The organism is Rhodovastum atsumiense, assembly GCF_937425535.1.
In the GTDB taxonomy this organism is placed as follows: domain Bacteria; phylum Pseudomonadota; class Alphaproteobacteria; order Acetobacterales; family Acetobacteraceae; genus Rhodovastum; species Rhodovastum atsumiense.
Genome location: NZ_OW485602.1, coordinates 1 through 20,898 on the forward strand (window position 1 = coordinate 1; position 20,898 = coordinate 20,898).

General features: G+C 65.0%; 13 protein-coding genes. 9 read left to right on the forward strand and 4 right to left on the reverse strand.

What is annotated here, in order from left to right; translation table 11 throughout:
• The 3 genes from NBY65_RS29110 to NBY65_RS33950 form a co-directional block, all read right to left on the reverse strand.
• On the reverse strand, nucleotides 1-1,191 hold a 1,191-nt coding region (locus NBY65_RS29110; protein ID WP_284347524.1), incomplete at its 3' end, for a class I SAM-dependent methyltransferase.
• A gap of 576 nt (nucleotides 1,192-1,767) precedes the next feature.
• Nucleotides 1,768-3,711, reverse strand: coding sequence for an O-linked N-acetylglucosamine transferase, SPINDLY family protein (locus tag NBY65_RS29115; protein WP_250265774.1), 1,944 nt, complete (start codon nucleotides 3,709-3,711; stop codon nucleotides 1,768-1,770).
• Between the two features lie 202 nt (nucleotides 3,712-3,913).
• Nucleotides 3,914-12,655 (reverse strand): beta strand repeat-containing protein, encoded by an 8,742-nt coding sequence (locus NBY65_RS33950; protein WP_284347525.1) that lies wholly within the window; start codon nucleotides 12,653-12,655, stop codon nucleotides 3,914-3,916.
• A 771-nt stretch (nucleotides 12,656-13,426) separates the two neighbouring features.
• Between NBY65_RS33950 and NBY65_RS29140 the strand changes: the two genes are divergently transcribed.
• The 3 genes from NBY65_RS29140 to NBY65_RS34160 all read left to right on the forward strand — a co-directional run bounded on the left by NBY65_RS29140 (nucleotide 13,427) and on the right by NBY65_RS34160 (nucleotide 14,872).
• Entirely contained in the window at nucleotides 13,427-13,768 is a 342-nt protein-coding gene (locus NBY65_RS29140; RefSeq protein ID WP_250265775.1) for a winged helix-turn-helix domain-containing protein, read from the forward strand.
• Complete coding sequence (locus tag NBY65_RS29145) at nucleotides 13,769-14,038, forward strand: hypothetical protein (protein ID WP_250265776.1); 270 nt, start codon at nucleotides 13,769-13,771, stop codon at nucleotides 14,036-14,038. It begins immediately after the preceding gene.
• A 390-nt stretch (nucleotides 14,039-14,428) separates the two neighbouring features.
• Nucleotides 14,429-14,872: a transposase gene (locus NBY65_RS34160; protein ID WP_408904192.1), complete on the forward strand. Its 444-nt coding sequence runs from the start codon at nucleotides 14,429-14,431 to the stop codon at nucleotides 14,870-14,872.
• A 4-nt stretch (nucleotides 14,873-14,876) separates the two neighbouring features.
• Here NBY65_RS34160 and NBY65_RS29150 read toward each other — a convergent pair whose 3' ends face one another.
• On the reverse strand, nucleotides 14,877-16,217 hold the full coding sequence (locus NBY65_RS29150; protein ID WP_408904187.1) for a FliI/YscN family ATPase: 1,341 nt from the start codon (nucleotides 16,215-16,217) through the stop codon (nucleotides 14,877-14,879).
• A 151-nt stretch (nucleotides 16,218-16,368) separates the two neighbouring features.
• On the opposite strand from NBY65_RS29150, the gene NBY65_RS29155 reads away from it, so the two are divergent.
• From NBY65_RS29155 to NBY65_RS29180, 6 genes are all read left to right on the forward strand, one after another.
• Nucleotides 16,369-16,797: a flagellar biosynthesis protein FlgG gene (locus tag NBY65_RS29155; protein WP_250265778.1), complete on the forward strand. Its 429-nt coding sequence runs from the start codon at nucleotides 16,369-16,371 to the stop codon at nucleotides 16,795-16,797.
• Nucleotides 16,797-17,237, forward strand: coding sequence for a flagellar basal body rod protein FlgC (gene flgC, locus NBY65_RS29160; protein ID WP_250265779.1), 441 nt, complete (start codon nucleotides 16,797-16,799; stop codon nucleotides 17,235-17,237). The genes NBY65_RS29155 and flgC overlap by 1 nt, the downstream gene beginning before the upstream one ends.
• A complete protein-coding gene (locus NBY65_RS29165; protein ID WP_250265780.1) occupies nucleotides 17,237-17,542 on the forward strand; it encodes a flagellar hook-basal body complex protein FliE in 306 nt (101 codons plus the stop codon). Before flgC ends, NBY65_RS29165 begins: the two co-directional genes overlap by 1 nt.
• Nucleotides 17,543-17,607: 65 nt before the next feature.
• A complete protein-coding gene (locus NBY65_RS29170; protein WP_250265781.1) occupies nucleotides 17,608-17,871 on the forward strand; it encodes a flagellar biosynthetic protein FliQ in 264 nt (87 codons plus the stop codon).
• Nucleotides 17,872-17,934: 63 nt separating this feature from the next.
• Complete coding sequence (flhA, locus tag NBY65_RS29175; protein WP_348539836.1) at nucleotides 17,935-19,977, forward strand: flagellar biosynthesis protein FlhA; 2,043 nt, start codon at nucleotides 17,935-17,937, stop codon at nucleotides 19,975-19,977.
• 161 nt (nucleotides 19,978-20,138) lie between these two features.
• Nucleotides 20,139-20,897: a flagellar biosynthetic protein FliR gene (locus NBY65_RS29180; protein WP_250265783.1), complete on the forward strand. Its 759-nt coding sequence runs from the start codon at nucleotides 20,139-20,141 to the stop codon at nucleotides 20,895-20,897.
• Nucleotide 20,898: the final 1 nt, after the last annotated feature.

Consider the following 20,898-nt stretch of genomic DNA (forward strand, 5'->3'; position numbering starts at 1 on the left):
AAATACGACATGCCGAGAGTCCATCAGCAACTGACGGAGTTGCACCGGCCGATTGATTTCCGCGAGAAAGGCGCTGAACGCGTCGATCAATCCGGGATCGAATAACTCCGCCTGCTCGAAGACATTGAGGAAGAAAGCCCCCATGTCCGGTTGCGGCGAGAACAGCATCACGTCTGCCCGGTTGGCATGCGCCTGCACGAAGGTCCTCACCTGTGCGTGCGAAAGCCCCGTTTTGGCGTGGAACCTCGGGCTGAAGAACCCGTAGAAGGCATGCTCGTCAAGCGTCTCGTTGAGCAGGAACTTGCGGATCGGCCAATATTCACGCCAGTCCGGTCGGGGATTTTCAAAGTTGTTGAGGATGTCATAGCCCGGTTCCGCCGCCAGCGTCGCGGCCGAATAGGCAATATGGTACAGATGCACTGCCGTTGCCGCCTGTTCCACCTCTCCGGCTGACGACGGGGTCATCAACCGCGCGGCCTTCGGTCGGGACCGTGCCGCCTCGGGGGTGTCGTCGGCCAGCGGGCCCGGCACGCACCGGAATATATATTGGAACGGCACGGCGTCCTGCACTGCCGTTTCCGGATCGCCGCCCCCGGCAGCAATCAGGCCGCGCAGCGCCGCCAGGATACCCTCCTGTTGTTCAATCGCCGGCATGTTGCGGCTGAGCCCGGTTTCCACCTGCCAGCCCGTCGCGTGGAACATTTCGAAGCCGGTGGTGCGCGTGAACCAGCGGATATGCGTGCGGTCCATCAGGCCCGAGTTCTCGTAGCGGAACAGGCCGGACGCGAGGCGCCACTGCACGCTCCAGTGCTGGGCATTGGGCAGGCACACCAGCAGGCAGCCATCCGGATCAATGCGCCGGCGCACCTCGCGCAGCAGGCGCCATGGATCGTACAGGTGCTCCAGGCAGTCGCCGAAGATCCAGCAATCACTGGGGAACAGTGACCCCCACTGCCCCGGCTCGATTGCCTCGATGTCGCAGGCGAAAGCTCGGGTGCAATGCTGCGCCGCAACCGCCGCATATTCGGGATCTATGTCGATGCCGATGAACTCGACCCCGGGCGAGCGCCTGCGCACCTCTCGCCCCAACGAGCCGAGCATGCAGCCGACATCGACCACCCGCCGCGCCTGCCGCGGCACCAGGGAAAGCAGTTCAGTGTTGACGATGTCATATGCAGGGGTTGGTTTCATCAGGCCTCCTCCCGCGTGATTGAAATAGGTTGTTCGACCTGAGTTCGAGGTCCGTGGTGTCTGTTTGAAGCACTGCGTTCTTTTGCGAAGGCTTATGGGGCGGCTGATGCTGCGTATTTTTGATCCACCGTAGATTTTCGGATCGTTTTTTACCTATGACAGGCCGTCCCACTGACTCTTGAAGGCTTCACTTCCGGGTAGAAATATATACACGCGACATGAAAGATGAAATTATTTGATCAGCTATAATAAGTATTAATGCAGAACGATCTGGTCATCCGGATCGCATTGCGCTCTCGGTTGCAAGGGAATACGAATTTTATGGCGTTGCACAAATTGTTGTTATTCTGCATATATAAACACTTTGAATAACAATTCATTTGTGTTTATTTTGTCATTTTCCTGATATTGGCACCGCATCATCTTATTAAATTAAACACATCGATGTCATATGGCCATACGTAGTGTCGTGTATCTATACCAATATGGGCATATATTTGAATTTGTTACATCATATGTGAGGTTTATATCCAAGTATTCATGTAAATCACCATTTTTGCGATAAACGGATGCGTACTATCCGGAGGCGTCAAGGCTTTTCATTTCGCTAGCGTTATCAAATTTGGTTTCCGCATTTTCCGAAATCGAAGAAATAACCGAAATCAATGTGCTTTCGTATTCGATCGTGAAGCGTGCGACGTTGCCGATACTTGCCGCCCACGCTCCCCCGCCGAGACGACTGCGGTAGGCCGCCAGCCGGCGCGGTTCATTCGCGAAAGCCACTGCCGTCTCGACATAGGCATCGCGGCTCTCCACCACCCCCTCAGCCGCGCCGATGTCGAGCAACAGCCGCCCGGCCATGCGCGAAGCGAAGGATTCCCCCGAGCGTGTCAGCATCGGCACGCCCATACGCAACGCGTCACTTGCCACCGTGCCGGTGTTATAGGGGAAAGTATCAAGGAACAGATCGGCCAGTGTCAGCCGGGCGATGTACTCGGCCGGGTCCGCCCGCCCGGTGAAGACGAGGCGCGCCGGATCAACGCCGAGCCGGGCCGCATGGGCGAGCAGATTGGCGCGCGACCACACGTTGTCGTCGATCAGCCACAGCACCGTATTCCCGGTTCGCCGCAGGATCTCCATCCAGGCGCCGAACATTTCCTCGGTGATCTTGTAGTGCCGGGCCGCGCAACAGAACAGGAAGCGGTTCTCAGGCAGGCCGATCTCGGCGCGGGTGGGGACGCGCCCGATCACCCGCCGGTTGTCGTTGGCCTGGTAGTTGTGCGCGATGTAGAGCGGCCGCGGATGGTAGAGCCTGGCCACGTCCTTCGGCACCACGTGCGCGTCGCAGAACACGTAATCGAGTTCGGGCAGCGGCACCGGGCCAATGAAGCCGAGATAGGTCGCCTGCACCGGCGCCGGGCGGTAGCGCAGCACCTGGATGCGCGAGCCGGCCGTCAATCCATTAAGGTCGACCAGGATGTCGATCTCGTCTTCCCGGATCCGCCGCGCCGCCTGCTCGTCGGAGAGGTCACGTACCAGGCGGACATGGTCGAAGGCGCCGAGCACGCGGGCACGCAGATCGCTGCCGTCGTCACGGCTCGCGCAGTAGCCGTAAACCTCGAAGCGTGTGCGGTCGTGGCGCTCGAATAACTCGGCGACCAGGTAGCTCATGGCGTGACGGCAGAAATCCGATGAAAGATAGCCGATCCGGATCCGCGCATGCCGGTAGCCGCCGGCGGGGGCCAGACGGATGCCAGGGGCGGTGGTATGCTGGGTGATCCAGGCGCCGGTCGCCTCGCACTGCTCGGCCACACGGTCGGTCAGCGCGAGGATGGCGAGCGGGCCGCACTCGCGGCGCATCCGGGCCGGGGGCAGCCCGGGGATGTCCTCGCGCAGCAACGGCCAATCGCACATCTGCTGGCGCAGATGGACCCAGTGCTGGATCACGTCCGGCTGCGACGGGTCGGCGGCGAGGCTGCGACGCAGGATCTTCTCGGCCTCGTCGAGCCGCCCCATGGTCTCGAGCAGCCGCCCTTGCTGGTTGAGCAGCTTGGTCCGCACCGTCTCCGGCTGCAGTGCGCCGTTCCATGCTGCCAGGGCCGCTTCCGGCTGGCCGATCTGCTCAAGCAGCGTCCCAAGGTTGAGCGCGGCAGCGTGGAAATCCGGGCGAAGCACGAGGCTGTTGCGGTAGGCCAGGATTGCCTCGGCCTGGTGCCCGAGGCGCGCCATCTCTACGCCCGCGTTGAACCAGGCGGCGAACAGGTGAGCCGCGCGCGGATCGACCGTGGCGATCCACCAGCGATAGAGCTGTGCAACCGCAGGCCGCCGCGTCTCCCCGGCCGTCTCCGCGGCCTGGATGATGGTCTGGAACGGTATCCGGGCAAGGCGATCGTGAATCGCAGGCCGCATGTCTTCCGGCATCTCCGCCGTGGGGTGAGCGGCGAGCAGCATGGACAGCCAGGCGAGATCGTCGGCCGGCAGGGGGGCGACGGAAATCGGGGGAGCAGACTGGTTGGCCAAGGCATCATCTCCCTGTTCTTCTGGTGGCCTGGATCGCGTCACGCCGCCGGCACATCCCTCTTCCCCGGGCGGGGGTGGAAGGCATGCCGGCGGCGGACGGCAGGCGATGGCGGTCGTCGGTGTGATGGCGCTTCACCGACGTCGCCATGGCCGGCCGGAGCCGGCCATGGCAGTCAGGATCGAGACGACCCGGGCGCCTCCCTCAGGAAATCTGGAAGAGGGCGGCAAGCTGATCGGGCGACATCACCGCCAGTTGGGCAGCGGTGAAGCCATTGGTCGGGAGGTTCGTCGGGATCGCGGCGATGTCCGCGGTTTCCAGGGCGACGACCTGGGCAGTGGTGAAGGCGCCGATCTCCAGCGTTGTCAGCGCCCCCGCCTGAGCGGTGGTCAGCGCCACGACGTTGGCGGTGGTCAGCGCCTGCACCTGGGTAGTGGTCAGTGCCGCGACCTGATCAGTGGTGAGCGCCGCGAACTGGACGGTGCTCATTGCCCTCACCTGTAGCGTGGTCAGCGCCGCCACGTCGTTGGTGCTCAGGGCCGAGACCTGCGCCGTGGTCAGGGCCGAGACCTGCGCCGTGGTCAGAGCCTGCACCTGATCGGTGCTGAGGACGGCCACATCCGCAGTTTCCAGCGCCGAGACCTGAGCCGTGGTCAGTGCCTTCACTTGGTTCGTGGTCAACAGCGGCACCTGAGCCTCGGTGATTGCCTGGACCTGGTCGGTGGTCAGCGCCGCGACCTGGGCGGTGGTGAGCACCGGCACCTGATCGGTGGTCAGTGCCTGCACCTGATCGGTGGTCAGCACCCGCACCTGCGCAGTGGTCAGCGTCGGCACCTGCGTGGTGGTCAGCGCCTCCAGGTCACCGGTCTCGATCGCCTGCACCTGGCCGGTAGTGAATGCCGCCACCTGCGCGGTAGTCAGGGCCGTCACCTGTCCGGTGGTGAGTGCCACCACCTGATCGGTGGTCAGCACCCGCACCTGCGTGGTGGTCAGCGCCGCCACCTGATCGGTGGTGAGCACCTGCAGGTCCCCGGTCTCGATCGAGGGCACCTGCGCGGTGGTCAGCGCCTTCACCTGGGCCGCGGTCAGCACCGGCACCTGATCCACGGTCAGTGCCGCCACCTGGTCGGTGGTGAACACCGGGATCTGCGCAGTGGTCAGCGCCGGCACCTGCGTGGTGGTCAGCGCCTGCACCTGATCGGTGGTCAGCGACTTCACCTCCGCCGTGGTCAGCGCTTTCACCTGATCCACGGTGAACGCCTGCAGGTCTTCGCTCTCGATTGCCTGCACCTGATCGGTGGTGAATGCCGCCACCTGCGCGGTGGTCAGCACCGACACCTGCGCCGTGGTCAACCCCACCACCTGCGCGGTGGTCAATACCCGCACCTGGGCCGTGGTCAGCGCCGGCACCTGATCAGTGGTGAGCACCGGCACCTGCGTGGTGGTCAACGTCGGCACCTGGGCGGTGGTCAGCGCCTTCACCTGGGCCGCAGTCAGCACCGGCACCTGGTCCACGCTCAGCGCCGCCACCTGATCGGTGGTGAACGCCGGGATCTGCGCGGTGGTGAGCACCGGCACTTGCGTCGTGGTCAGACCCGCCACCTGCGCCGTGGTCAACACTCGCACCTGCGCAGTGGTCAGCGCCGGCACCTGCGTGATGGTCAGCGTCTGCAGGTCCCCGATCTCGACTGCCTGCACCTGATCGGTGGTCAGCGCCGCCACTTGCGCGGTGGTGAGCACCGGCACTTGCGACGTGGTCAGACCCGCCACCTGATCGGTGGTCAACACCCGCACTTGCGCGGTGGTCAACGCCGGCACCTGATCGGTCGTGAGCACCTCCAGGTCCCCGATCTCGATCGAGGGCACCTGCGCGGTGGTCAGGGCCTTCACCTGGGCCGCGGTCAGCACCGGCACCTGGTCCACGCTCAGCGCCGCCACCTGGTCGGTGCTGAGCGCTGGGATCTGCGCGGTGGTCAGCACCGGCACTTGCGTCGTGGTGAATGCCGCCACCTGCGCGGTGGTCAGCACCCGCAGTTGCGCGGTGGTGAGCGCCGGCACCTGCGTGATGGTCAGTGCCTGCAGATCCTCGATTTCGACCGCCGGCACCTGTGCCGTGGTCAGTGCCGCCACCTGTGCGGTGGTCAGGCCCGCCACCTGCGCCGTGGTCAGACCCGCCACCTGATCGGTGGTCAGCGCCACCACCTGCGCGGTGGTGAGCACCGGCACCTGATCAGTGGTCAGTTGCCCGACCTGGTCGGTGGTGAGGGCCTTCACCTCGGTCGTGGTGAGCGCCCTCAGCTGTGCCGAGTTCAGCACCGCCACCTGCGCGGTGGTCAGCGCCGCTACCTGCGCGGTGGTGAGACCCGCCACCTGGGCCGTGGTCAGGCCCGGCACCTGCGCCGAGGTGAGCGCCTGCACCTGATCGGTGGTCAGCGCCGGCACTTGCGCGGTCGTCAGTCTGGCCAGATCGACCGTCTCCAAAGCCGCCGCCTGATCGGTGGTCAGCGCTTGCACCTGGGCGGTGGTCAACGCTGGCACCTGGACCGTGGTCAACGCCACCACCTGCGCGGTGGTGAGCACTGCCACATTGGCTGTGGTGAGCGCCGGCACCTGCGCGGTGGTCAGGGCCTGCACCTGATCAGTGGTCAGCTTCCCGACCTGATCGCCGGTGAGAGCCTTCACGTCGGCCGTGGTGAGCGCCTTCACCTGCGCCGAACTCAGCACAGGCACCTGGTCGGTGGTCAGGGCCGCCACCTGCGCAGTCGTCAGGATCGCCACCTGGGCCGTGGTCAGGCCCGGCACCTGCGTCGAGGTGAGCGCCGGCACCTGATCGGTGGTCAGCGCCGGCACCTGGATCGTGGTCAGTGAGGCCAGATCGACCGTCTCCAGGGCCGCCACCTGCGCGGTGGTCAGCGCCGCCACTTGGGCGGTGGTCAGGGCCTTCGCCTGCGCAGTGGTGAGCGCCACCACCTGCGCGGTGGTGAGCACTGCCACATTGGCTGTGGTGAGTGCCGGCACCTGCGCGGTGGTCAGGGCCTGTACCTGATCAGTGGTCAGCTTCCCGACCTGATCGCCGGTGAGAGCCTTCACGTCGGCCGTGGTGAGCGCCTTCACCTGCGCCGAACTCAGCACCGGCACCTGGTCGGTGGTCAGGGCCGCCACCTGCGCGGTGGTCAGCGCCGCCACCTGGGCCGTGGTCAGGCCCGGCACTTGCGTCGTGGTGAGCGCCTGCACCTGATCGGTGGTCAGCGCCGGCACCTGGACGGTGGTCAGGGAGGCCAGATCGACCGTCTCCAGCGCCGCCGCCTGCGCGGTGGTCAGCGCCGCCACCTGCGCGGTGGTCAGCGCCGCCATCTGCGCGGTGGTGAGCGCCACCACCTGCGCGGTGGTGAGCACTGCCACATTGGCTGTGGTGAACGCCGGCACCTGTGCGGTGGTCAGGGCCTGCACTTGATCGGTGGTCAGCTTCCCGACCTGGTCGCCGGTGAGGGCCTTCACGTCGGCCGTGGTGAGCGCCTTCACCTGCGCCGAGGTCAGCACCGGCACCTGATCGGTGGTCAACGCCGCTGCCTGCGCAGTCGTCAGGACCGCCACCTGCGCGGTGGTCAGGCCCGGCACCTGAGCGGTGCTCAGCGCCTGCACCTGGTCGGTCGTCAGAACCGCGACCTGGGCCGTGGTCAGCGCCGCCAGATCGACCGTCTCCAGCGCCGCCGCCTGCGCGGTGGTCAGCGCCGCCACTTGCGCAGTGGTCAGCGCCTTCACCTGGGCCGTGGTCAGCGCCACCACGTCGGCGGTGTCGAAACCAGCCGCCTGCGCGGTGGTCAGCGCCGCCACTTGCGCGGTGGTCAGCGCCGGCACCTGTGTCGTGGTCAGTGCCGCTACGTTGTCAGTGCTGAGCGCCTTCACTTGATCGGTGGTGAGTGCCGCCAGATCGACCGTCTCCAGCGCTACCGCCTGCCCGGTGGTGAACGCCGCCACCTGCCCGGTGGTGAGTGCCCTCGCCTGAGCCGTGGTCAGCGCCACCACCTGGGCGGTGGACAGCACTGCCACATCGGCGGTGTCGAGCGCCGTGATCTGCGCGGTGGTCAGCGCCGGCACCTGGACGGTGGTGAGTTTCCCGACCTGATCGCCGGAAAGCGCCTTCACCCCGGCGGTGGTGAGCGCCGCCACCTGGGCGGTGCTCAGCTTCGGCACCTGGTCGGTGGTGAGCGCCGCCACTTGCGCGGTGGTGAGCGCCGCCACCTGCGCGGTGGTCAGGCCCGGCACCTGCGCCGTGCCCAGCGCCGCCACGTTGTCAGTACTGAGCGCCTGCACCTGGGCGGTAGTAAGTGCCGCCAGATCGACCGTCTCCAGCGCCGCCGCCTGGTCGGTGGTGAACGCCGCCACCTGCGCGGTGGTGAGTGCCTTCGCCTGGGCCGTGGTCAGCGCCACCACCTGGGCGGTGGACAGCACCGCCACATCGGCGGTGTCGAGCGCCGTGATCTGCGCGGTGGTCAGCGCTGCCACCTGCGCGGTGGTCAGTTCCCCGACCTGGTCGCCGGAAAGCGCCTTCACTCCGGCAGTGGTCAGGGCGACCACCTGGGCGGTGCTCAGTTTCGGCACCTGGTCGGTGGTGAGCGCCGCCACTTGCGCGGTGGTGAGCGCCGCCACCTGCGCGGTGGTCAGGCCCGGCACCTGCGCCGTGCCCAGCGCCGCCACGTTGTCAGTACTGAGCGCCTGCACCTGGGCGGTGGTGAGTGCCGCCAGATCGACCGTCTCCAGCGCCGCCGCCTGGTCGGTGGTGAACGCCGCCACCTGCGCGGTGGTGAGTGCCTTCGCCTGGGCCGTGGTCAGCGCCACCACCTGGGCGGTGGACAGCACCGCCACATCGGCGGTGTCGAGCGCCGTGATCTGCGCGGTGGTCAGCGCTGTCACCTGCGCGGTGGTCAGTTCCCCGACCTGGTCGCCGGAGAGCGCCTTCACTCCGGCCGTGGTCAGCGCGGCCACCTGGGCGGTGCTCAGCTTCGGCACCTGGTCGGTGGTCAGGGCCGCCACCTGCGCCGTGCTCAGCGCCGCCACCTGCGCGGTGGTCAGGCCCGGCACCTGCGTCGTGCTCAGCGCCTGCACCTGATCGGTGGTCAGCACCTGCACCTGGGCGGTGGTGAGCGCCGCCAGATCGACCGTCTCCAGCGCCGTCACCTGAGCGGCCGTCAGCGCCTTGACCTGCGCGGTGGTCAGCGCCTTCGCCTGCGCGGTGGTGAAGGCCACCACATCGGCGGTGTCGAACGCCGCCACCTGCGCCGTACTCAGCGCCGCGATCTGCGCGGTGGTCAACGCCGGTACCTGCACCGTGGTCAGCGCCGTCACATCATCGGCATCGAGCGCCTTCACCTGATCGGTGGTGAGTGCCGCCAGATCCGCCGTTTCCAGGGCTGCCACCTGATCGCTGGTCAGCGCCGCCACCTGAGCGGTGGTGAGTGCCTTTGCCTGGGCCGTGGTCAGCGCCACCACCTGGGCGGTGGACAGCACCGCCACATCGGCGGTGTCGAGCGCCGTGATCTGCGCGGTGGTCAGCGCCGCGACCTGCGCGGTGGTCAGTTTCCCGACCTGATCGCCAGAGAGCGCCTTCACCCCGGCCGTGGTCAGCGCGGCCACCTGGGCGGTGCTCAGTTTCGGCACCTGGTCGGTGGTGAGCGCCGCCACTTGCGCGGTGGTCAGCGCCGCTACCTGCGCCGTGGTCAGGCCCGGTACCTGCGCCGTGCCCAGCGCCTGCACCTGATCGGTGGTCAGCACCTGCACCTGGGCGGTGGTGAGCGCCGCCAGATCGGCCGTCTCCAGTGCCGCCACCTGATCGGTGGTCAGCACCTTCACCTGGGCGGTGGTGAGCGCATTCGCCTGGGCGGTGGTGAAGGCGACCACGTCGGCGGTGTCGAATGCCGCCACCTGCGCCGTGCTCAGTGCCGCGATTTGCGCTGTGGTCAGCGCCGGCACCTGGACCGTGGTCAGTGCGGTCACATCCTCGGTGTCGAGCGCCTTCACCTGATTGGTGGTCAGCGCCTTCACCTGTGCCGTGGTCAGCTTCGGTACCTGATCGCTGGTCAGCGCCTTGACCTGTGCCGTGGTCAGCGCCGCCACCTGCGCGGTGGTCAGGCTTGGCACCTGCGTCGTGGTCAGCGCCTGCACCTGATCCGTGGTCAGCACCTGCACCTGGGCGGTGGTCAGCGCCGCCACATCGGCGGTCTGTATCTTCGCCACCTGGTCGGTGGTCAGCGCCTTCGCCTGCGCGGTGGTCAGCGCCGCGGCCTGGGCCGTGGTCAGCGCCACCACCTGGGCGGTGGACAGCACCGCCACATCGGCGGTGTCGAGCGCCGTGATCTGCGCGGTGGTCAGCGCCGCCACCTGCGCGGTGGTCAGTTTCCCGACCTGATCGCCGGAGAGCGCCTTCACCCCGGCCGTGGTCAGCGCGGCCACCTGGGCGGTGCTCAGCTTCGGCACCTGGTCGGTGGTCAGGGCCGCCACCTGCGCCGTGCTCAGCGCCGCCACCTGCGCGGTGGTCAGGCCCGGCACCTGCGTCGTGCTCAGCGCCTGCACCTGATCGGTGGTCAGCACCTGCACCTGGGCGGTGGTCAGCGAGGCCAGGTCGACCGTCTCCAGCACCGTCACCTGATCCGTGGTCAGCGCCTTCACCTGCGCGGTGGTCAGCGCCTTCGCCTGCGCGGTGGTGAAGGCCACCACATCGGCGGTGTCGAACGCCGCCACCTGCGCGGTGGTCAGCGCCGCCACCTGCGCGGTGGTCAACGCCGGTACCTGTGTCGTGGTCAGCGCCGTCACATCATCGGCATCGAGCGCCCTCACCTGATCGGTGGTGAGTGCCGCCAGATCCGCCGTTTCCAGGGCTGCCACCTGATCGCTGGTCAGCGCCACCACCTGGGCCGTGGTCAGTGCCTTTGCCTGGGCCGTGGTCAGCGCCACCACCTGAGCGGTGGACAGCACCGCCACATCGGCGGCGTCGAGCGCCACCACCTGAGCCGTGCTCAGCGCCGCGACCTGGGCGGTTGTCAGTTTCTCGACCTGATCGCCGGAGAGCGCCTTCACCCCGGCCGTGGTCAGCGCGGCCACCTGGGCGGTGCCCAGCTTCGTCACCTGAGCGGTGGTCAGGGCCGCCACCTGGGCGGTGGTCAGGGCCGCAATCTGCGCGGTGGTCAGCCTCGGCACTTGATCGGTGGTCAGGGCCGCCACGTTGTCAGTGTTGAGCGCTTTCACCTGATCGGTGGTCAGTGCCGCCAGATCGGCTGTCTCCAGCGCCGCTGCCTGCTCGGTGGTCAGGGCTGCCACCTGACCGGTGGTCAAGGCCTTCACCTGCGCGGTGGTCAGCGCCACCACCTGGGCGGTGGAGAACTCCGCCACATCCGCCGCGTCGAGCGCCGCGACCTGCGCGGTCGTCAACGCCACTATCTGGTCGGTCGTCAACGTGCCGACCTGATCGGCATCGAGGGCCTTCACTCCGGCGGTGGTGAGCGACTTCACCTGCGCGGTGGTCAGCTTCGACACCTGGCCGGTAGTCAGGGCGGCGACCTGCGCGGTGGTCAGCGCCGCAATCTGCGCCGTGGTCAGCGCCGTCACCTGATCCGTGGTGACCGCCTGCACCTGGTCGGCGGTCAGCGCCTGCACCTGGGCCGTGGTCAGCGCCGCTACGTCGGCGGTCTCCATTTTCGCCACCTGAGCGGTGGTCAGAGATTTCGCCTGCGCGGTGGTCAGCGCCGCCACCTGCGCCGTGGTCAACGCCTGCACCTGGTCGGTGGTCAGCGCCTTCACCTGATCAGTGGTCAGCACCGCCACCTGCGCGGTGGTCAGAGCGGCCAGATCAACTGTCTCCAGCGCCACCGTCTGGGCGGTGGTCAGCGCCTTCACCTGATTAGTGGTCAGCGCCTTTACCTGCGCCGTGGTGAGCGACACCACATCGGCAGTGTCGAACGCCGCTACCTGAGCGGTGGTCAGCGCCGCAATCTGCGCGGTGGTCAGCGCCGGCACCTGCATCGTGCTCAGGGCCGTGATGGATGCTGTCGCAAGAGCCGGCACCTGGGCGGTGGTCAGCGACGCCAGATCGACCGTCTCCAGCGCTGCCGCCTGCCCGGTGGTGAACGCCGCCACCTGCCCGGTGGTGAGTGCCTTCGCCTGAGCCGTGGTCAGCGCCACCACCTGGGCGGTGGACAGCACCGCCACATCGGCGGTGTCGAGCGCCGTGATCTGCGCGGTGGTCAGCGCCGCCACCTGATCAGTGGTCAGCTTCCCGACCTGGTCGCCGGAGAGCGCCTTCACCCCGGCCGTGGTCAGCGCGGCCACCTGGGCGGTGCCCAGCTTCGTCACCTGAGCGGTGGTCAGCGCCGCCACCTGCGCGGTGGTGAGCGCCGCCACCTGCGCGGTGGTCAGGCCCGGCACCTGCGCCGTACCCAGCGCCGCCACGTTATCAGTACTGAGCGCCTGCACCTGGGCGGTGGTCAGCGAGGCCAGGTCGACCGTCTCCAGCGCCGCCACCTGCGCTGTGGTCAACGCCTGCACCTGGGCGGTGGTCAGCGCCCTGACCTGGGCCGTGGTCAGCACCACCACGTCGGCGGTGTCGAACGCCGCTACCTGTGCCGTGGTCAGCGCCGCGATCTGCGCGGTGGTCAGCGCCGGTACCTGCACCGTGGTCAGCGCGGTCACGTCCGCGGCGTCAAGCGCCTGAATTTGAAGGGTGGTGAGCGCCGCCAGGTCAGCTGTCTCCAGCGCGGTCACCAGATCAGAGGTTAACGCCTTCACCCCGGCGGTGGTCAGCGCCTTTACCTGCGTGGTCGTGAGCGCCACCACCTGGGCGGTGGAGAGTGCTGCCACCTGGGCCGTCGTCAGGCCGGCCACTTCCGCCGTTGTTAACGCCTGGATTTGTGCCGTTGTCAGGGTAGAAACGTCGGTCGTGGAAGAGATGGGCACGGATCCTGTTCCTTCTGAACCTTGGCGATCGCGCCTGAGGATTGACTTGCCTGACGCGGGATTTTAGCGAGTAAAATTTTAAAAAATGATTTCTTGTCTATAATATCTCTGGATAGATTCCTATATATTTGAACATATCGATATTATCAACGACTCGGCAAATTAGATTCAAGTGCATTTCTGTACACAATACACTTTGACTGTAGCTCTCATGCCATGAATACAGTCACACAACAAGCGAATTTAATCTAGCTCATGTTTTTAATTCGAAAAAATGCCTCAATATGTTCAATTGAATTATTTAAACATAATAATGTAATGCGCGCACTGCGCTTAATATTAGGTGTGCATGACTGTACCTTTGGTTGAGAATTTGCATGGCCAGACGAGATAACTCACGCAAGCCGGACACCTCGATAAACTGCATACGAAAATTGGCCCATTGACCGTGCAACGGGATTTCTGCGCGCGGCATCCGCGCAATGAGCATCGAATAGGGTGAGAAATGATTGGAAAAATCATCTCATAGGATATTGATTATGCATCAGCGCCACTCAATCTCCATAAGTTGATCTTCTCACCACGACCAGCGGACGATAAGGGCCTATTACATTTGACGTTGGTATGGGTTCTTACTAAGAATTTCCCGCAACATATTTATCATATTAGTCATCGTATTAATTTTATTGTTGATCATTTCTTGCGATTCACAACAGCGCACAGAAGATATCATTGGCGCCAATGAAGCGAAGGGCTTGATCAAACGGTAATATGGTACAGCCCAACGTCCGGCAGACGATCCGCGATCTGTTCGAAGTGATCAGTGAAGCGCCTTTGTGCGCCGTGATCCTGTCTGCCATGGCGGCGGCAACTGGACACTGTCGACGCCGTGCCGGCCGCCGGAAGGAAAGCCATTTCGGTAAGGCCTTGCATCCGGACAGCTTCTCGCGCGTGGTGCGGCGACTCGACCTGTTGTGGCAAAAGACGTGGCCACGGCCTCCGAAAACAGACGAGACAGCGCAGGTCACGTTCAAAAAAGGGAAGGCGCGATGCCCTGACCGTGGCCGCGCAAGCTCATCCAGGCTGACAGATCAAGGCGTGCTTCATGGATGATTGATCGCGAAGGCGGTCCACAGGGTTGGCCAAAAGGGCCGCACCGAGCACCGTGGGGGGCTGGGCGACCGGCGCTGCGAATCGACCTATATTCTTGACGCTGTCCGCCCTGCCACCGGCGACGGTATTGCCCTGATCCTTCCCATGGCTTCGACCAAGGCCATGCAGATCTTCCTGGATGAGTTCGTGGCACGCCTGGCCGCCGACACGCAGGCCGTGCTGGGTTCGGTGGTGCAGGCCGGCATGCTCCCGGCGATCTTGTGGTCCTGACCGGGGCAGACTGGTGGATATTGCTTCCATGCGGGCCCGAACTGAACCCGGCCAAGCGTGTGTGGCTCTATCTGTGAGAACGATTTTCTCGCATTGTGTGTTCCTCACTCATGAGGACATGTTCCAGGCTTGCACTGATGCCCGGCATAACATCGTCGATACGGGTTACGTCAGCGCCAGCCTGCTCATGGAGGCATGCCTGCGCCGACTACCGCTGACCGGCGCAAGCTGGCAAAGGCTTTGTCTTGGAAATTTTCGTGATTCATTGGGATGCGCCGCAGGTCACCTGTCCGACGGGCATTCAAGGCTGCGGTACGCCGGTTATCAAAGTTCAGTTCTCCAGGAAAGATTCCTGGGTTCGTGTTCACCGCGCCGACTGCGCTGAACCGAATGCAACGCGATGCGTCATCACTTGCAGTGATCTGTGAGGATGACACTTCCCTGCAAGCGGTCGGACAACGCCAGAAGACACCTGAGTTTCTCGACACCTGCATTATCCGGGCGGGGACCGAGTCCACCATATCGCAGGCCGTACGTGGCTTCGGCCTACGGCAGTCCTGCCACTTCGGACATGCCAAGACACACCTTCAGCATCTCGCCATCCGCGTTGTCATGAACCTCATGCACCTTGTCCATCCGATCAATGATGACGCTCCGGCTCCGATGAGGCATTCGCATGTCACAAACTTGATCCAGGTCAAACCATCCACTGACTTCGCCAGCAGCGTCGAAAGTGCGGAACGGTGCATCTGGCGGCCTCAACAAGGTCCTGGAAGTGCCTCGTATACTCGAGAGCGCTGCACAGCCCCCATCCGGAAACCACCAAGAGCATAACCTGCTAACCTACTATCCCCTCCAGCCGCACGAATGCTTCCGCTGCTCCGGTCCGCTCACCCACGCCTTGCTCAAGAAATCCTTCGAATTCGGGGAATTTCGTGATCGCTTCATCCACCAACGGGTCTGACCCCGCACGATAAGCCCCGAGGCGGATCATCTCGGCCATTCCCTCATAAGCACCGAGCAATCGCCGCGCGCGCGTCAACAAAACATTTTCCTCAGCGCCATGGCAGCGTGGCAAGGCGCGGCTGACCGAGCGCAGCACGTCGATCGCCGGCCACCGTCCCCGCTCTCCGATGCGCCGGTCGAGCACCAGATGCCCGTCCAGGATGCCACGCACCGCGTCTGCCACCGGCTCGTCATGGTCATCACCGTCCACCAGCACCGTGAACACGGCAGTGATGTCGCCCTCGCCCTCCGGTCCCGGCCCGGCCCGCTCCAGCAGCGCGGGGAGTTCGCTGAACACCGAAGGCGTGTAGCTGCGCGCGGTTGCCGGCTCGCCGGCGGCCAACCCGATCTCGCGCTGCGCATGCGCCAGCCGCGTGACAGAATCGAGCAGGCACAGAACCTGCTTGCCCTCGGCCCGGAAGAACTCGGCAATGGTCAGCGTCGCCTGGGCTGCGCGGCGGCGGGCCAGCGCCGGCTGGTCGGACGTCGCCACGACCACCACTGCGCGGCGCAATCCTTCCTTGCCCAGGATGACATCGAGGAACTCGCGCACCTCCCGGCCACGCTCGCCGATCAACCCGACCACGATGACATCGGCGGTAACGAAGCGCGCAAGCATGCCCATCAACGTCGACTTGCCCACGCCCGAGGCCGCAAACACACCAAGCCGTTGCCCACGGCAGAGGGGAATGAATACATCGAGCGCCCGGATGCCGGTCTCGAGGCGGGCCCCCATGATGCGCCGACCGAAGGCCGGGGGAGCGGGACGGCGCAGCGGCAATGCGCGCGCCCCCCGCGGCAATTCCCCACGCCCATCCAACGGGTTGCCCAGGCCGTCCACCACCCGGCCAAGCCAGCTCCCGGTGGGGGCGATGCAAGGCGGCTCGCCGAGGCGCACCCGCGCCCCTGGCCGCAGGCCATCGGCACGGCCTTCCATCATGACCGTGGCAAGGGAACCATTGAAGGCGACGATCTCCCCTGGCACCTCCCCAGTGCCACAGGCGACATGCACGCGATCACCGACGGCGACGGCACGCCCGAAACCGGTAACTGTCAGGGCGGCGTCGCGCACGGCTTCCAGCGTGCCCCAACGGCTCTCGCGGGGCAGACGGGCGAGCAATGCAGGAGCATCAGCAAGATACCGGGAGAGGGGAAAACTGTGAGCGTACGACATTCTGTCGGCTTTGCGAAATACCGCACCAGTTGCGGCATGACCTGCCTAGCACGCTTCTCGCGAAAATGTGTCCTATAATTGCGAAAACACTCGACGAAGGACAACCAAGACGCTAGATAGCGGCCGGATCTAACACGCAAAAGTGTGTTGCATGCTCGAAGAAATCGACCTGTTCAGGCTGACTGGCGCGCGCATGCGGTATCTCACCGAGCGCCAGACCACGTTGGCGCGCAACATCGCCAACGCCGATACCCCCCATTATCGTGCCCAGGACCTGGTGCCATTCAGCTTCAACAGCCACTTGCTGCAGGGAGGGCCCGGGCAATTGCAGGCCGGTGCGGCAGCACCGCTGCGGCTGGCACGTACTAATGCTGCGCATGTGCCTGATGCCCGCGGCGCCCGGCTCGCACGCATCGATTCACACGGTGCAAGCTACGGTGAAAAACCCGACGGCAATACCGTATCCCTTGAAGAACAGATGGTGAAGTCCAACGACGTGGCCAACGCTTTCCATCTCGCCACGGCGGCCTACGCAAAGAGCATGACACTCCTCAAGACCGGCATCGGCGGAGGGCGATAATGTACGAGGCCTCTCCTATCACCGGTCGCGGTCCGCTCAATCAGGCCATGGCCACATCTGCCTCGGGCATGCGCGTGCAGGCAACACGGCTGCGGGTGGTCGCCGAAAATCTTGCCAACGTGACATCAACCGCCGCGACCCCCGGGGGCGACCCGTTCCGTCGCAAGGTGATGAGCTTCGACCAGCGCGTTGACCGCCAGAGTGGCGCCGCCCTGGTTGGCATCGGACGGATCACCACAGACGAGGCGCCGTTTCGCACTGTCTATGAACCTTCCCATCCCGCCGCCAATGCACAGGGATATGTGAAGATGCCCAATGTCTCGGCGCTCGTGGAAGTGGCGGATATGCGTGAAGCCCAGCGCACCTACGAGGCCAATCTCACTGCGCTCACGCAGGCGCGCGCCATGCTCACCAAGACCATCGACATTCTGAAGGCCTGATGACCATGTCCCAGATCGCGCAGATTGCCCCGCTCAACCAGGTGGCATCGGCCTATGCCACTTCCCAGCTCCGACCTGCCCGCAATTCGTCAGACTTCGCCGGCATGGTCGGTGATGCGACCTCCGCCGCCCTCAACACGATGCGCCATGCCGAGCGCATGACAGCCCGCGGCGTCGCCGGCCGCGCCGACGTGCAGGAAGTGGTGCAGGCGCTCAGCAACGCCGAGGTGACGATGCAAGCCGTGGTGGCGGTGCGCGACAAGATTGTCGGCGCCTACTCCGATATTCTGCGCATGTCCGTCTGAGTCCTCTCTCCGGAACTTTCTGCTGCCCAACCGGGCGTCGGCCGCAGCGCGCAGGGATATCAGCGATGAACGAAGGCGACGTCGTCGAGGTGCTGCGTGGTGGCTTCTATGCCGTGCTGATGGTCAGTGGTCCGGCGTTGCTCGCCGCCCTGGTAACCGGCGTCGGTGTCGGCCTGCTGCAGGCACTGACGCAGGTGCAGGAGATGACGCTTGCCAACATTCCCAAGATCGCCGCAACCATGATCGCGATCATGCTGTTCCTGCCGCTGTCCTTTGCCACGCTGCGCGGCTTCATGGAACAGATCGTGCAGCTCATTGTAGGCATCTGACCGTTGTCCCGCGCCACTGCCAATGCCATCGCTCCGCTGCCGCTTTGGGAACGGCTGCGCCGCGTGCTCGGCCACCAGGACCTGCTGTTCGCCGCGGGAATGGTGCTGCTGCTGGCAGTGCTGGTGCTACCCATGCCCACGTGGCTGGTGGACATCGGGCTGGCCACCTCGATCACCTTGTCGGTGCTGATCCTGATGGTTGCCATCTGGATCGACCGACCACTCGACTTCTCCTCCTTCCCCACCGTTCTGCTGGTTGCCACGCTGCTAAGGCTTGCGCTCAACCTCGCCACCACACGGTTGATTCTCTCCGGCGGTCACAAGGGCCTCGGTGCTGCAGGCTCGGTGATCAACGGCTTTGCCTCCTTTGTGGTTGGTGGCGATTTCGTCATTGGCACCGTCGTCTTCGCCATCCTGATCATCATCAACTTCATGGTGATCACCAAGGGCGCAGGCCGTATCGCCGAAGTTGCCGCGCGCTTCAGCCTCGACGCCATGCCGGGCAAGCAGATGGCGATCGACGCCGACCTCTCGGCCGGCATGATCTCCGAGGAGCAGGCACGGGAACGCCGCAAGGAACTGGAGGACGAGAACGGCTTCTTCGGCGCCATGGACGGCGCCTCGAAGTTCGTACGCGGCGATGCCATCGCGGCGATAATCGTGACGCTGGTTAACATCATCGGCGGCATCATCATCGGCACGCTGCGCCATGGCCTCGGTGTGAGCCAGGCGGCGACCTTCTATACCACGCTGACCATCGGCGACGGCATCGTCAGCCAGATCCCAGCCCTGATCGTCAGCCTCGGCGCAGGCATGCTCGTCTCCAAGGGCTCTGTGCGTGGCTCGACAGACCGTGCCTTCATTGCCCAGCTCGGCGGGCAGGCCAAGCCACTGATGCTCGCTTCGGGTCTGGCCGCGCTGTTCGCCATCCTGCCCGGCCTGCCGTTCCTGCCCTTCGCCGCACTCTCCGTGGTCGCGGGCGCAGGTGCCGCGATCGTACGGGCTGCCGACCATCGCCGCCAGCGCGAGGCGGCCGAACTCGCCCGCACCGAGGACAATCCCGCCGCCACCCGCGACGAACCGATCAACGAGCTGATGCGTGTCGACGAGGTTCGCCTCGAACTCGGGATGGGCCTGGTGTCGCTGACCGCAGGAACGACCGGCGGGTTGACCGAGAAGATCCGCAAGCTGCGCCGATCGATTGCGCTCGACTATGGCTTCCTGCTGCCGGCGGTGCGCATCAAGGACAACATGGACCTGACCAGTGGCGAGTATTCGCTGCAGGTGCAGGGCGTGGAAGTCGCGCGCGAGACACTGATGCTTGGTCGACTGCTCGCCTTCTCACCCACGGGTGAGAAGCTCCTCATCGAGGGACGCGATACCATCGAGCCATCCTTCCGCATCCCCGCACGCTGGATCGAATCCACGCAGCGCGGTGAGGCAGTGCGACAGAACCTGACCGTGGTCGATATCGAGACCGTGCTGACCACGCATCTGGCCGAGACGGTAAAGGCGCACATGAGCCAGCTCATGACCTATGCCGCCACTCAGAAGCTGCTCGATGGGCTTGGGCCCGATCACCAGAAGCTGGTCGCCGATCTCGTGCCTAGCATCGTGCCCCTGGCAACCGTGCAGAAGGTGCTGGCCGCGCTGCTCGCCGAGCGTGTCTCGATCCGCCACCTGCCGTTGATCCTGGAAGGCATCCACGAAGCCGCCGGCTTCACCCGCAACAGCAACCTGATCACCGAGCATGTGCGGGCACGGCTTGCACTGCAAATCTGCAAGTCACTGCAAGGTGAGGACGGCTTCATTGCAGTGATGCCGCTTTCGCCGCAATGGGAGCGCGAGGTCGCCGAAGCAATCGTGGTCGATGGTGACTCGCGCAGCTTCGCGCTGGCGCCTTCGCGCACACAGGAACTGGTGCAGGCAATCCGCACGCGTCTGGCCGCCGCCGCTGCCCGCGGTGCATGGCCTGCGATCCTGACCGGAGCCGAGGCACGACCCTTCGTACGCGCGCTCGCCGAGCGCATCAATCCGACCATTGCCGTGATCTCGCATGCTGAAGTGCATTCGCGCGCACGGCTGCGCACGATCGACCAGATCTGATGTCATAGAGCTTGTTCCGTCTGCACGGCCTTGCGGAAAAGCTCCGGCTCTTCGTTCTCACGAGCATCCTGATCCGGCATGAAGCGGGGCACCATGGCAGAAGCCGATGATGCGGGACGGTGCTCTGTTCTCTTGCAGTCTCGGCACTGAAGAGGCCAGACATGGAACTGCCGCTCTCAACCTGGATGACGATCGAGATCTGGCGCACCGCGCTGGTGTTCCTGCGCATCGGCACGACATTCATGCTGCTGCCCGGCTTCGGCGAACCTGCGGTACCGGTGCGTGTGCGCCTGCTGACCGCGCTTGCCGTCGCCTTTTCCTGCGCACAGGCGACGCCGAACATGCCAGTCGAAGTGCCGGGTGCCTGGGGGATGGTGTTTGCAATTGCCGCCGAGATGGTTGCGGGCGGGCTGATCGGCACCATCGCACGCACGATCGTTGCAGCATCGTTGATGGCAGGTTCGGTCATAGGATTGAACATCGGCCTGGCTAACGTCTTCGCGCTTGGACTTGGACCGGACCAATCGGCTGCGATCGGAGCTGCCATCTATATCGGACTTGCTGCCGCGCTCTTTGCGCTTAGCGGACACCATGCAGTGTTGCACGCCATCGTGGACAGCTACGCTGTAGTGCCCGCCGGGCATTTCCTGGACATTGCGGCCGGGGCGCGTGCAGTGACGCTTGCAGGCGTGCAGTCGTTCCGCCTTGCCGGACAGCTTGCCATGCCCTTTCTGCTGCTGGCGCTGGCTTTCAACGTCTCGCTCGCAATGATGAACCGTGCCCTTCCGGCGCTGCCGGTGTTCATGCTCGCCAGCCCGGCGATCGTAGCGGCCGGACTTTATCTGCTTGCCGCCACTGCTCCCGGCCTGATCGACCAGGGCACGCTCGCCTGGGACGAAATGCTGAAGTTGTTGTACTGAC